This is a genomic window from Prosthecobacter sp. (assembly GCF_044373815.1).
In the GTDB taxonomy this organism is placed as follows: Bacteria; Verrucomicrobiota; Verrucomicrobiia; order Verrucomicrobiales; family Verrucomicrobiaceae; genus Prosthecobacter.
The window spans coordinates 1-13,611 of sequence record NZ_JBIPNG010000142.1; the positions used below are offsets into that span (position 1 = coordinate 1).

Here is a 13,611-nt window from a genome sequence, read left to right on the forward strand (position 1 = left end):
AGTCCCCCCATTTTCCCTCAATTTCTCCAACCGGCTCTGAACCGAACAGCGCCCCCCAAACAGATGCGGAAGCTTGGATATTTGGGCAGGTGACGCCGTTCCACCCAGGCCAGGACCACCACCTATACTACTGACCATCAACACATTGCCAAAAACCCCACCCTGCCCCACCTCCGGCAGCACCATGACTTCGCCCTCCGGCAGTGAAACATCCTTTGGCCCTTCCACACCAATTCGAGTCTGCGGCACCTTGCGCACCATGGCACTCATCTGCCTCATGCTGACTCGATGTTCCAAATCTTGCGAAGCCTTCACACTCGCCTGAGTCTGCCCCGCCGGAATGAAGTCCACTTCCTTCTTGGCGATCTGCGTACCGACGATGATCACCCCAGCCAGCAGCAACAAACCGCAATGCACCGCAATGCTGAGCAAAAGCGAACCACCGCCGATCTGTCGCCAGCAGCGCAGCCACATTGAAGTGCGCACCTGCGGTAGTGGTGCCGCATCTTCCACCATGACCGCCTGCAAGATGGGTTCAGCAACAGGTGGTGGCTGAAACCGCTCCCAGCCGGGTGGCACTTGATACGCAGTCGGCTGATGGGGATCGTTCGTGTTCATGGCGGCGTGGAATCACACCGCATGACGCTGCACTGAAGATCCTCTTGGGATGAATTTATCGACCGCGCTGCAAATGCCTATACGGCAGCGCCTGCAAGTTGCTGCTGCAAGGTCCCGGCGTATCCACCCACAGCATGCGGGCGGCGATCTTGTCATATGCACGGCGATGAGCCACGGCGGCCTTGACGGCGACCACCGAGAGATTTTCCACTGCGATGCCCTGGCTGTGCCACTGGCCGAGATCAAAAGGTGGGGTCTTCACACTGGTAATGAGGATGGTAAGGCCCGCATGCCGGACCACGGCGCAACGGCCCATGTCGAAGGCATCGCCGCACATGCTGGCGAGATGGCTGTTTTTGTCTTCGAGTTCAAAGCGTCCGTCGTTCAAGGCCACGAGTTCGACTTCGAGTTCGAACGGGCCTGCATCCAGACGACTGCCTTTGCCACCGAGTGCAATTTTGCGCGCCCCGGCTTCAATCTCGCTCACGGACTGCGGATCGTTGATGCAGGTGGCAGCATTCGGAATGCCATGGCGAATGAGCGCACGCAGCAGCCCGGTGCAGTCTCCGGGGGCACCGCCACCGATGTTGTCTGAGGGCTCCACAAGCACGGTCAGGCCTGCAGGCAGCGGCTTGAGTTGTTCGAGAACTTCATCCGCAGACGGATCGGTGATCTGGCCGAGGTGACTGAGTTCATGCGCACGCTTGCTAAGCGCTTCCAACGGCTGCGTTGCATCCGCCGTGGTGCAGGCGACAAAGCTGACACCGGTGTCCGGCGTGTCGGCAAAGCTGAAGCCTGCGACAATGTTCATGGCCCAGAGCGAATCGCTCTCGCTTTCAAACTGCCGAGCCATCGTTTCCAGCGTCAGCATGGGATCATTCGCCGTACCGGTCCCGGTGGGCGGCCAGTTTATGCCGGGCTGCAGGAGCTGCATGTGCGGACGCTGGCCCGAGGTGAGGCAGCGGTTCAGCAGGCGCGCAGCGATCAATCCGGCCTCGCGTGCGTCAGTATGCGGATTTTCGCGGTAACCTACCAAACAGTCAGCCAGCGCGGCCATCTGCGGGGAGAAATTGGCGTGCAGATCGAAGACACCAAAAATAGGAACCGTGGTGAGGGTGCGCAGTCGGCGGAGGATCTCGCCTTCCACATCGAGGAGGGTTTGGGAGACCATGGCACCATGCAGCACGAGGTAGATGGCGTCGTAGTCGGCTTTGGCAGCAGCGGGGGCGATGTCATTCCAGAACTGCTCGATGACGTCATCCGCCACGGTGACGGAAGGCTGCGCACGGTAGTCAGCGGTTGGAATCATCTGCCAGCCGAATTCGTCCGCTAATTCAAGGACGCCTCCGAGCGGTGAGGAGTCGCCCTTGCTGGCCCAGAGTTCCTCTCCGCGCCGGATTTGGAAATCAGAGAGCGGGGTGAGGCCGTCGAGAAATGTGTGGGTCTCGTGGAAGAGACCGGCGATGAGGATGCGCATGGTGGAAGATTAACGCACAATGACGCGCGTTCCTGGCCGGATGAGTTGCGGAAGTCGAATGGCGTCCCAGTTGGCAAAGCGGACGCAGCCGGCGCTGCGCGTGCGGCCAATGGTGCGCGGCATGGCGGTGCCGTGCAGGCCGATGCCCGATTTGCTCAGGCCGCACCAAATGACGCCGATGGGGCTGTTCGGCCCGGGTGGAATCTGGAAGGCCTCCTCCCCGCGCACGCCCTCTTCGAGGAACTGCTTGTCGTAGCGGAAGGTGGGCGTGGCCATCATGGTCACCACTTTCCAGGTGCCAACCGGGATGAACTGCGGCTTGCCGGGGGTGATGGGGAATGCGGCCAGCATCATCTCCTTGTCGCTGTAGATGGCGGCCATGCGCTCCGTGGTGTCCACCACGATGGTGTGGCTGCTGAGGGTCGCATCCGTTTTGAAGCCCTGCATGGGCTTGATGTCCTCGATGCGGAAGGACTTCACGTTGGGCACCACGATGATGTCTCCGGGCTTGAGCGCGGCCATGTTCTTCTTGGGATTGATGGCGGCCACGAAGGACTCATCCGTGTGGAAGCGCTCGGCGATGAGCTCAAGCATGCTGCGGTAGGCCATGAAGGGATAAACCGACGCCTTTTCGTAGTCCTCGGGCAGGTCAGCGGTCACGTAGCGGGTCAGGATGGGCTGAATCTTGAACGCGGCGAAGATGATGGGCACTTCGGCTTCCGCTGCCGCCTGAATGCGCGCCCAGTTGTAGAGATCCTTGTGACCGTGCGCGAAGTTGTAGTTCACCACCGCCTTGTAGGTGAACTCACCGATTGCTCCATCCAGCTTGCCGGGGCCGAAGAGGTTTTTGTCGAGGAAGATCTGGATGCGCAGGATGGTGTCGCGATCCTTGGGCACGGAAGGGTCGTCCTTGGCGGGTCCCAGATCCTGAGCGTGGGCCGCAAGCGCAAAAAGGCAGAGCAGAAGGAGGTGTTTCAGCATCGCCTCCATGCTAATTCGCCTTCGGCAATGAGCAAGAGAGTGCGAATCCTTGCCTGAAACGGATATGGCGCTTAGCTTTTCGGCATCCATGCCCGTCACCGTCACCGATTCCCGCACCCCGGAACAACTCCGCCAGCACTACGAAGTGGAGCGCGAACTCGCAGACCGGCTGCGAAATGCGACCAAGGAACAGCGGCGCACGCTCTACTCCGAAGTCTATGACGAGCTTTTCAAACGTGTGCCGCAGCACCCGCAGCATACGAACAAGTCCTCCCCTGAACGGCTGGCGGCCGATGTGGCGGAGAAGATGGAGATCCTGACGCCCTTTTTGACGCCGAAAACGGTGTTTCTCGAAGTCGGGCCCGGAGATTGTGAGCTGGCCAAAACGGTGGCGGCCCAAGTCGCCCAAGTGCTGGCGGTGGATGTGTCCGATGAAATCACCCGCAAACGCGTGCTGCCGGAGAATCTGCGGCTGGTCTTGTCTGACGGCAGCACCATTCCCGTGGCACCGGGCAGTGTGAACGTGGCCTACAGCAACCAGTTGATGGAGCACCTGCACCCCGAGGATGCGGTGGAGCAGCTGCGTCACCTGCATGCCGCGCTGGCCCCCGGTGGCGTCTACCTTTGCATCACCCCCAGCCGACTCACCGGGCCGCACGACATCAGCTGCTTCTATGACCGTGAGGCGATCGGTTTCCACCTCAAGGAGTATACGGTGGGTGATCTTTCGGCGCTCTTCCGGCAGGTTGGCTTTGCCAAAACACGCATCATTTTCGGCGGGCGCGGTAAATTCATGCTGCTGCCAACATGGCCGGCGGTGATCTGCGAGAAGCTGCTGGACTTGCTGCCCCATGGCCTGCGCAAAGCGATCGCACTCAAGCCGCCGTTTCGGTGGCTGTTTGGTGTGCGGCTAGCGGGGTTTAAGGGGTGAGAAAGTTGACCAGTTGCGCTGCAACTGGAGGATTCCGGACCAGACCAGTTGCGGCGCAACTGGACAACTTTACTCCCGCAGCGACTGCAACCAGCGGTCGAGCTGCTGCATGAGTTCGGGAGGGCCATCATTCGGGAAGTTGTCGATCAGCCAGGTGACGTCCTCGCGGGCACCGGCCTTTTCACCGAGGCGCTGACGCATCTGGGCGCGGGTGAGGCGTTCGGCGGCGGACTGGGGATCGATGGCGAGGAGTAGGTTCAAATACGGGAGGGATTCGCGCAGGGAGCGGCTGTCATCGAAGACGCTGCTCATGAGATTGCGCAGCATGCGCAGGAGGATGGCCTGCTTGGTGGTGGGAGAGAGGGCGCCCTCGGGGAAATGGCCATCTTCGGTGAGGTCCAGCGCCGCCTGCTCCACGGTGACGAGCTTGCCATGCTCAAAGACATCCACGAGCTGGAGTTCGCCTTCGGGGCCGTCGCGATAGCCCACCATGAATTTGCCGGGGAGCGGCACGCCAAACACGCCCTGCACGCCGAGTTCGGAGGCCAGCTCGACGTAGAGCACGCTCAGGGTGATGGGCAGGCCTTCGCGGTCATCGAGGACTTCATTGAGGTAGCTGTTGGAGCGGCTGCCGTAGTCGCCGCGGCTGCCGTGGAAACCGTTCTCTTCAAAGAGGTAGCGGCTGAGGCGTTTCACGGCGGGGATGGTTCCTTTGGTGATTTCGGGATCGTCTTTGAGATCGAGCACCATGGCATTGAAGCTGTTCAAGTAGGTGGAGATGTCGATTTCCGGATTGTCGTGACGCGCCAGCAGCAGGGCGCAGCGCAGCAGGTTGATCTCCGGCTCGGGTTTGGCGAGTTCGGCGAGGATTTCCTTGGTCATGGCGCGGCGGTGCAGCTCGTGCTCGAGTTCGCGCAGCTTGGCGGCTTCTTCTTCGAGCTTGCGGCGCTGCTCCACCAGCACGCGGCGGGCGGCTGCGGGGTTTTCCAGCAGGCCGTCCAGAGTTTTGTCGGCGGTGGCTGCGGCGGCGATGTATTCCTCCACCTTGGAGCGGAGCTGGGAGGCGACCTCGGGCTGCAGGGGTTTTTCAGCGAGATCGGTGCCGACGCGGAAATTGCGAAAATCCGCCACGGTCGTCCTGAATTTGCACAGCCCGGCGGAGCCGCTGCGCAGGCCGGTGTCGTCGCTCTCGATGACTTGTTTGCCGTTCACAAAGCAGACCAGGCGCTCAGGCTCGACGCGAACACGCAGGGTGTTCCACTCCCCGGCTTTGTAGGCATCGCTGGGGACATCGGCGAGGATGGTCCAGGAATAGACATCGGGACCGTTGAAGCGAGTGAGGCGCAGCTTGCCGCCCGAGGCATAGAAGCCGTAATGCTTTTCCGCGCCATCCGAGCAAAAAGTAAGGCCCGCAGCACCAGATTCGTCATCGAGCCGCACCGTCACCGAGGTCTCAAAGGTGCCCTCAGGGACCTTTTGCGTGGAAAGGCAGAGCGCGCGACCGCCGAAACCTGCGCCGGGGAACTCAGAGCGGATGACGCCGGCATGCTGCGTCCACTGTGCGCCCAGAAAGGTCTGCCACTGCTTGGGATTCAGCGCGCCGATGGTCAGCCAGCGGGACATGGGCACGGGGTTCGGTTTTTCGATGAGGGTTTTGAGGTCGTTCACCGGCATGGCGAAGCCGAGGTTTTCGGTCTTGAGAGACTTCAATGTGAGCAGCCCCAGCACGTTTCCCTGCATGTCCAGCAAGGGGCCGCCGCTGTTGCCTTTCTCGATTGGCACGGCGACCTGCAGCATCTCCAGGCCGTCGATGTCGCGGGTGGCGGAGAGCACGCCCTGCACGATGCTGAAAGCCAGACCTTCCGGCGCGCCCATGGCGACGATGGGATCGCCCTGGCGGGCTTTGCTGGAATCTCCCAACGGCAGGGTGGTGAGGCCTTTGGCGTCGATCTTGATCAAGGCGAGATCGTGATGACTGTCGCTGGCCTGGACGACGGTGACATCGTGGGTTTTGCCGTCGTGCATCTCCACCTGCAGGCGGCGGGCCTCGCCGATGACGTGCAGATTCGTGGCAATGAGGCCGTCCTCGCTGACGATGAAGCCGGAACCAATACCGTCAGTGCCCTCGCGGCCAAGCTGGGTGATTTTGACCAGCGAGGGGCGGATGGAGGCGGCCAGCTCGGTGGCGGTGCGGGCGGGCGCCGTGGGTTTGGGGGCAGGATTGGACGCTGCCTTTGCTCGCGGGGCCGCGTCTGCCTGCCCGATCAGCAGGCTGGTGAGGAGGAGAAAGAAGACGGTGCGCATGGCGGAAGTTTCATGCAGGAAACGCGCCACGCGAGCTTTTACGTGCACCAGAGATCAGCGTCTCTCATCGCCACAGGGATGCCGGGAATCTCCCGAGTCATTCATCGCCAGCGGAATTCTTTCCTTGTCCTGCGAATTTTGGCCTTACTTTTTGGCATTATTACCGGCCTTTGCAGGCGGCTTTAACAACTCATCGCTAATTTGGAAAGCATCTCCTTTTTGCCAGGCGTCGGCCCCTTCAGCGATGGTGCCAGCCTTGATTTTTTCGGCACGATCTGCTTTTATCTTGTTCGAATCTATCCCGAAATCTTTATCCCGTTGCGCCACCATGGATTGATCCCCTTGGCCATCGGCCGTGAAGCCCATCATCAGCTTTGGCAGGCCCAGAGGCAAAGTATCGCCGCGGTCAATCTGCCACGTATGCCACGTTTTTCCGTAAGTGGTGACGAGCTTTTGCATCAGCTCATTTTCTGCCAAGGCAGGGACGCCCGGAGCGGCGAGCTGGCCGCTCATCACTTCATACTTGTGCGAGTGCCACAGTTGTTTTTCCTCTTCCGGCAGCTTTTTAAACAGGTCTTCCGAGATGATGTATTCAATCCCGATGAGTCGGGCGTTCTTGTGGTGAGAATCATAAATCACGCACTGTAAAACATCTTCGTTCTTGTGGGAGCAATAGTGATGAGCCCGCACCTGGCGCTTCATGTCATCGGCGTAAAAGTGAAAGCCGCAGACGTGGGCGTGGATGGCACTGACAGGCCCTTCGCTCTGCAGTAGTTCCGCGCCTGCTTCCAACACCTTCGTCTTCGTTGTCTTCTTGCCTCCAGGTGTCGTGTGGTCATGTTCTTTGCTTCCAGGTTGAGGCATGTCGGCCGGTTGTTGTGCCAGGACGATCGCGGCAAAACCAACAGCACAAGCAGTCCAAAGGGCGGGGCGTGTTTTCATCACATCCTATTCGGAGGGCTCAAAAGGAGCGGACGTACCAATCTCGCTTCAAAGCAGCATGACTTCGAAAAAAGGCAGCCCCCACGTCCAGTTCCCACGCATCACAGATCATCGCCGCTCATCGCCATGTGGAAGCCGGAAATCTCTGGAAAGTGATGCTCATGCGTGAGGATCGTGGTATGGCACCCATGCCCTACCTTCAACTTTCAGGTTTCCACTTTTCCTGCCAGCTTTGTCTTCCTGTTTGCGATTTAGTCTTCACCGATTCAAAGAACTCCCATGCGCCCGACCACGCTTCTTTCCTGTCTAGCCCTCTTCACGTCTGTGTATGCAGAAGAGTTTCCGAAACCCTTTAACACCGAGAAGGGCGACCCCATGCCGGCCGAGGAGGTGGCGCGGACGATGGAACTGCCGAAGGGCTTCAAGTGCGTGGTGTTTGCCGCCGAGCCGGATGTGCAGCAGCCGATTGCGATGAGCTGGGACAAGAAGGGCCGTCTCTGGGTGGCGGAAAACTACACCTTTGCGGAGAACCCCATGCGCTGGGACACCAAGCTGCGGGACCGGATCATCATCCTGGAAGACAAGGACGGCGACGGCAAGCATGACGGCCGGAAGGTCTTCTGGGAGGGAGGCAGCTATCTGACGAGCGTGGAAACTGGATACGGCGGCGTGTGGGTGCTGCACAATGGCACGCTGAGCTTCATCGCCGATAAAAACGGTGACGATGTGCCGGATGGCGAGCCGGAGGTGCTGCTGGACGGATTCAATGTGAAGACCATCGGACACAACATCGTCAATGGTCTGCGCTGGGGTCCGGATGGCTGGCTGTATGGCCGCCACGGCATCACCGACACTTCGAGCGTGGGTGCGCCGGGCACGCCTGCGGACAAGCGCATCAAGATGAACTGTGCCATCTGGCGCTACCACCCCACGCTGAAGGTTTTGGAAACCGTGGCCCATGGCGGCACGAACTCCTGGGGCCATGACTGGAATGCCAATGGCGATTTGTTCATGATCAACACGGTGATCGGCCACCTCTGGCATGTGATCCCCGGCGCTTACTACCGCCGCATGTTTGGCACGCATCTCAATCCGCATGTGTATGAGATCATCGAGCAGACGGCGGATCACTTCCACTGGGACACGGGCGCAGAAAAGTGGGACGCCATCCGCAAAGGCGGAGCCAGCCCGAAGACCTCGGAACTCGGCGGCGGGCATGCGCATGTGGGCATGCTCATCTACCAGGGCGGAGTCTGGCCGAAGGAATACCAGGGCGCCATGCTGAGCTGCAACCTGCACGGCAACCGCATCAACATGGACAAGCTGGAGCTCGAAGGCTGCGGCTACGTGGGCAAGCACGCGCCGGACTTCATGCAGGCCAAGGACAAGTGGTTCCGCGGGATCGACCTCCTCACCTGCCCCGATGGCAATGTCATCGTGTCCGACTGGAGCGACAGCGGCGAGTGTCATGACAACGACGGCGTGCACCGGACGAGCGGACGCATTTATAAGATCGTTTACGGGGAGTCCAAGAAGGGCGAGCGTTCTGACAGCAACAACTGGTGGGCCCGCACGGAGCTGCAGCAGCAGTTTGAAAAAGGTGCCGGGCCTGCACCGCGTGCCCTGCGCGGGCTGGCAGATGCCAGCAGCAAAGTCGGCCTCGTGAGACTTCAAACGGCCTCTGACATGCAGCGGCTGCCGCTTGAAGAACGCTGGCCAATTGCCACCGCTCTGGCCAAGCACGAAGAAGACACGAACGACCGCCAGCAGCCGCTCATGATCTGGTATGGCATCGAGACTGCCGTGGCGGCAGATCCGCTCAAGGGCGTGGAGTTGATCAAGGAAGCGAAGCTGCCCACCGTACGCCGTCTGGTGGCGCGGCGCATTGCAGAAATGATCGAGGCGAAGCCGGAAGCGGTGGATGCGCTGGTGGCGATGATGCTGACGGCAAAAAGTGACAACGTGCTCACCGATATTCTGGAAGGCCTTGCCGCAGGTCTGGAGGGCTTCAGCAGCGCCAAGAAGCCCAAACACTGGGACAGCGAACTTGAGCGTTCACTGATCGGCGACGGCAGTGAGCGGACCATTAAATTGACGCGTGATCTCTCTGTCGTCTTCGGCAGCGGCCGCGCCTCAGACGAGCTCATTGCCATCGTGAAGAATGTCGAGGGCGATGCGAATGCGCGGCTTAACGCCTTTAAGAGTGTGACACGCACAGCCAAGCCGGAGCTGCTGGCCGTGATTCGTGCGCAGATCAATGACAAGGTGCTGGGCACGGTGGCCCGTAACGCACTGGCGGCGTATGACGATCCGAACATTCCGAAGGCGATGCTGAATCCCTGGCCCGGCCGCAGCGAAGAGCAGCAGGCCGCGACGGTGGCGACGCTGACCTCACGCCCGAGCTACGCGAAGGCGCTGCTGGAAGCGATCAAGGCGAAGAAGGTGCCAGCGACGGCGATCTCCCCTTTCCAGGCGCGGCAGATCCGCAGCCTAGGTGATGAATCACTCAATACCCTGCTCACCGAAGCCTGGGGCGAGATTCGCGACACACCGGAGGCCAAGAAGGCTGAGTTTGCAAAATGGGAGGGCCTGCTGAAGCCGGACGTGGTGGCGAAGGCGGATCCCGCCAAAGGCCGCATGATCTTCATGGCGGCGTGCAGCGCCTGCCACAAACTCTATGGACAGGGCGGTGCCATCGGCCCAGAGCTAACGGGCAGCGACCGCCACAACCTGAAGTACCTGCTTGAAAACATCCTGGACCCCAGTGCCGTGGTGCCTGCGGATTTCCGCGTGAGTGTGCTCAATCTGAAGGATGGCCGCACCATCACCGGCGTCATCCCCGAGCAGACCGAGCGTACGCTGACGGTGCAGACGCCGGCCGAGAGGATCACCATTGAACGCACGCAGATCGTGAAGCAGGCGCAGCTTCCGATTTCACTGATGCCAGAAGGACTACTGGCGGCACTGGGAGATGAGAATGTGAAAAATCTGATCGCCTATCTGATGTCGAACGGGCAGGTAGAAATGCCGAAGTGACGAAGCGTTTGCGATAGCGCAGCCATTCGTCATTCTTATTGCATGCCTCACTTCTTCGACTGGATCGCCGCTGCACGCCCGAAAACACTGGGAGCGGCCATCGCGCCTGTGGTGGTGGGGTGTGCGCTGGGGGCGAAGATTTCGGGACACTTCGACTGGTGGCTGGCCTTCTGCACGCTGGGGAGCTGCGGGGCGCTGCAGATCGCGACGAACTTTTTCAATGACGCGCTGGATTCGATCAAAGGGGCGGACACGCAGGCACGCATCGGGCCCAAGCGCATCACGGCCAGCGGCGTGGCTTCACCGGGAGCGGTGAAGTTTGCGGCGTGGCTGATGCTGGCGGTGGCGACGCTGCTGGCGGTGCCGTTGTTTGAGGCAAGGGGGCTGCCGATTCTGTTCATCGGCATTCCATCGCTGTATTTCTGCTTTGGCTACACAGGCGGGCCGGTGCCGCTGGCGTATCGCGGGCTGGGAGAGCTGTTTGTGATCTTGTTCTTCGGCTTCGTGGCGGTGACGGGCACGGCCTTTGTACAAACCGGGGAGTGGTATGAAGCAGCGGTGGTGGCGGGGTTTCAAATCGGCTGCCTGAGCACGGTCTTGATCGCCATCAACAATCTGCGCGATGTCGCGGAGGACGGGCAGACCGGCAAGAAAACGCTGGCCGTGCGCTTCGGAGTTGGCTTTGCGCGGGCGGAGATCGTTGCACTCATCGTGGCGGCGCATGCGGCGGGGATTTACTGGTTTCAGCAGGGCTGGCCGCGAGCGTTCACACTGCCGCTGATCACACTGCCGATTGGCTTGTTCGTGGCTTGGCGGGTGATTGCTGAACCACCCAGCCGGGGGCACAACCGCCTGCTGGCGATGAGCGGGGGACAACTGCTGCTGTTTGCGGGGCTCATGTGCTGGGGGATTGTGAAGAGTGCGGATGTGATGCGGTGAACACGCCGGGTGCGGTGTATATGACGTAGAAGACTCATACCTGAATGACCGACGCCCCCATCTACGTCCATGAGTACCTCCTGCGCAGCGGCGTGGCGCTGAATGCGGTGTCGATGCGGCGGGTGTTTGCAGGAGCGCTGATCTGCGTGGATGGCGGCTATGGCTGTGTGCATCCATGGCCGGAGTTTGGGGATGCACCGGTGGAGGAGCAACTGCGTTTGCTCAGCGAAGGGGTCACGACCCCGGTGACAGCGATGGCGCTGCGCTGTGCGGAGATCGACGGTGCGGCGCGGCGTGCGGGAGTGAGTTTGTTTGAGGGGCTGGAGATCCCGCGCAGTCACTATTCGTGGAGCTTTGCGACGGACACCGAGGCGCAAATGGAGCGCGTGCTGACGGAAGGCTGGCCCGCGATCAAGGCGAAGGGGTTTGCGAATTATGGTGAAACAACGCGATTCCTCGAAGGCTGCGCGAAGCGGTTTGAAACGCAGGGCGTGCGGTTGCGCGTGGATTTCAACGGCGTGCTGGACCGGCTGACGTTTGGCAAGTTCATCGAGTTCATGCCGCTGCGGGTGTACCGTGCGCTGGATTTCGTGGAGGACCCCTTCCCTTATGATGCGGCGGCGTGGGAGGCCGTGCGGCAGAAGTGGGGCGTGAAGCTGGCTCTGGACAAAGGCTGGAAGGACGGCACGCAGGGCTTTGACGCGGTGGTGGTGAAGCCAGCACGGCGTGACTGGCGCATCGTGGCGGAAACGCATCCGCAGCATCCGCTGGTGCTCACTTCGGCGATGGATCATGCGCTGGGGCAGATGTTTGCCGCGTATGAAGCGGCGGTGGCGCTGTCCGAGGGGCAGGCGCTGGATTTCTGCGGGCTGTGCACGGAGCATCTGTTTGAGAAGGATGAGTTCTTTGAGCGTGTGACATCTCATGGCGGCCATTTGTCAGCGGACCGCAGCGGTGGCGGGCTGGGATTTGGCGAGGTTCTGGAGGCGCTGCCATGGAGACGGCTGTGAATATCGACCCCGATTTCTGGACGGACGGCAGCGTGTGGGTGGGCGTCTCCGAGCACTCGGTGGAAGGGGCGGGCTTGGCCGAAATGGCGCTGCGCGAGCTGAAGGCGAAGGACTGGTGCTTTTTTCAAACGAGCGGGACCGAGGGTGCGCGTAAATGGGTGGGACTGACGAAGCAGGCGCTGCTGATTTCCGCACGCGCGGTGAATGAGCACTTTGGCATTACGGAGCGGGATCACTGGCTGCTGGCGCTGCCCACGCACCATGTGGGCGGTTTTGGCATCCTGGCGCGCGCGCATCTCAGCGGCAGTGTCGTCACCCGGCTGGAAGGGAAATGGAATGCGGCGGCGTTTGTGCAGAAGTGTGAAAATGTGGGCGCAACGCTCGCCTCGCTGGTGCCCACGCAGATCTTTGATCTGGTGGCGGCAGAACTGAGGGCACCGGCCACCATGCGAGCGGTGCTGGTGGGCGGGGGGGCTTTGAATGCAGAGCTGGAGGCTGCGGCTATGGGCCTGGGCTGGCAGGTACACCGTACCTATGCCATGACGGAGACTGGCTCCAGCGTGGCGGCGCAGCCCCGCCCGGGCGCCGAGCTTGAGGTGCTGCCGATCTGGCAGGTGAACACGGATGCGGAGGGCGTGCTCACCATTAGCGGTCCCGCGCTGGCGCAGGGCTATGCGATCTGCGAGGAAGGCCACTGGCGCTGGGAGCCGATACCGGCAGAGGGTCTGCGCACGCGCGACCGGGTGGAGATTATCGAAGCGGAGGGAACACGCCGACTGCGCTTTCTCGGACGCGAGGCAGGGACGGTGAAGATCCTCGGCGAGCTCGTGGCTCTAGGCCCCATTCAGGACCGCATCGAGGCACTACGGCTCAAACTTGGCTCAATCTCGGCAGATGCCGCTGTTTGTGATGTCGCAGACGCTCGCAAAGAAAGCCGCTTGGTGCTGGCCGTGAGCGGCATGACTGAGAGCGAAGCCGCGCAGATGCAAAAAGGCCTCAACGAAACGTTGAGGCCTTTTGAGCAAATTCAAGATGTCCGCTTGCTGCATGCGATACCGCGCAGCGATCTGGGCAAAGTGCTCCTGGCAGGTCTGCGGGAGCTGCTGTGACGATCAGTTTTCCTTTGGAGCCGAGCCATCCAGCGGGGTGATGACCGGGCGGTCCTTCATCTCGGGGGAGATGAGGTAGTTTTTCGGATTGGCCGGATCGGTGATGAAGGAGATGAGGAAGAGCTCCTCAATCTTGTCGGTCAGCGTTTCCTGAGAAGTGCGGACGGTGGCATGGACGTAGCCCTTGTCTTTTTCCTGGACGAGACCGAGCACGATGACTTTCAGAGTCTCCTGCTTCCGCTTTGTGGCTTCCGGGGTGAGCTT

Annotated in this window: 11 protein-coding genes; 5 read left to right on the forward strand and 6 right to left on the reverse strand. The window is 61.0% G+C overall.

Going from position 1 to position 13,611, the window contains the following annotated elements; genetic code table 11:
- The 3 genes from ACIREA_RS13380 to ACIREA_RS13390 all read right to left on the reverse strand — a co-directional run.
- Positions 1-618 (reverse strand): hypothetical protein (locus ACIREA_RS13380; protein WP_397382776.1); only part of this gene is annotated, 618 nt, incomplete at its 3' end.
- A 55-nt stretch (positions 619-673) separates the two neighbouring features.
- Positions 674-2,095 carry a M81 family metallopeptidase gene (locus ACIREA_RS13385; RefSeq protein ID WP_397382777.1) on the reverse strand — a complete coding sequence of 474 codons (1,422 nt, stop codon included), beginning with the start codon at positions 2,093-2,095 and terminating at the stop codon, positions 674-676.
- Between the two features lie 9 nt (positions 2,096-2,104).
- Positions 2,105-3,076 (reverse strand): L,D-transpeptidase, encoded by a 972-nt coding sequence (locus ACIREA_RS13390; protein ID WP_397382778.1) that lies wholly within the window; start codon positions 3,074-3,076, stop codon positions 2,105-2,107.
- 88 nt (positions 3,077-3,164) lie between these two features.
- On the opposite strand from ACIREA_RS13390, the gene ACIREA_RS13395 reads away from it, so the two are divergent.
- Positions 3,165-4,007: a class I SAM-dependent methyltransferase gene (locus tag ACIREA_RS13395; protein ID WP_397382779.1), complete on the forward strand. Its 843-nt coding sequence runs from the start codon at positions 3,165-3,167 to the stop codon at positions 4,005-4,007.
- 69 nt (positions 4,008-4,076) lie between these two features.
- Here ACIREA_RS13395 and ACIREA_RS13400 read toward each other — a convergent pair whose 3' ends face one another.
- The gene (locus ACIREA_RS13400) at positions 4,077-6,311 is read right to left on the reverse strand and encodes a trypsin-like peptidase domain-containing protein (RefSeq protein ID WP_397382780.1); all 2,235 of its coding nucleotides are present in this window, start codon (positions 6,309-6,311) and stop codon (positions 4,077-4,079) included.
- A 144-nt stretch (positions 6,312-6,455) separates the two neighbouring features.
- Positions 6,456-7,253 carry an OBAP family protein gene (locus tag ACIREA_RS13405; RefSeq protein ID WP_397382781.1) on the reverse strand — a complete coding sequence of 266 codons (798 nt, stop codon included), beginning with the start codon at positions 7,251-7,253 and terminating at the stop codon, positions 6,456-6,458.
- A 279-nt stretch (positions 7,254-7,532) separates the two neighbouring features.
- Here ACIREA_RS13405 and ACIREA_RS13410 point away from each other — a divergent pair, with 279 nt between their 5' ends.
- From ACIREA_RS13410 to ACIREA_RS13425, 4 genes are read left to right on the forward strand one after another with little or no spacing between them, the layout of a single operon-like run.
- The gene (locus tag ACIREA_RS13410) at positions 7,533-10,289 is read left to right on the forward strand and encodes a PVC-type heme-binding CxxCH protein (protein ID WP_397382782.1); all 2,757 of its coding nucleotides are present in this window, start codon (positions 7,533-7,535) and stop codon (positions 10,287-10,289) included.
- Between the two features lie 42 nt (positions 10,290-10,331).
- The gene (gene menA / locus ACIREA_RS13415) at positions 10,332-11,228 is read left to right on the forward strand and encodes a 1,4-dihydroxy-2-naphthoate octaprenyltransferase (RefSeq protein WP_397382783.1); all 897 of its coding nucleotides are present in this window, start codon (positions 10,332-10,334) and stop codon (positions 11,226-11,228) included.
- 44 nt (positions 11,229-11,272) lie between these two features.
- A complete protein-coding gene (locus ACIREA_RS13420) occupies positions 11,273-12,238 on the forward strand; it encodes a hypothetical protein (protein WP_397382784.1) in 966 nt (321 codons plus the stop codon).
- Complete coding sequence (locus ACIREA_RS13425; protein ID WP_397382785.1) at positions 12,223-13,347, forward strand: AMP-binding protein; 1,125 nt, start codon at positions 12,223-12,225, stop codon at positions 13,345-13,347. The genes ACIREA_RS13420 and ACIREA_RS13425 overlap by 16 nt, the downstream gene beginning before the upstream one ends.
- A 3-nt stretch (positions 13,348-13,350) precedes the next feature.
- Here ACIREA_RS13425 and ACIREA_RS13430 read toward each other — a convergent pair.
- Positions 13,351-13,611: hypothetical protein (locus ACIREA_RS13430; RefSeq protein ID WP_397382786.1), on the reverse strand; the 261-nt coding region annotated here is incomplete at its 5' end.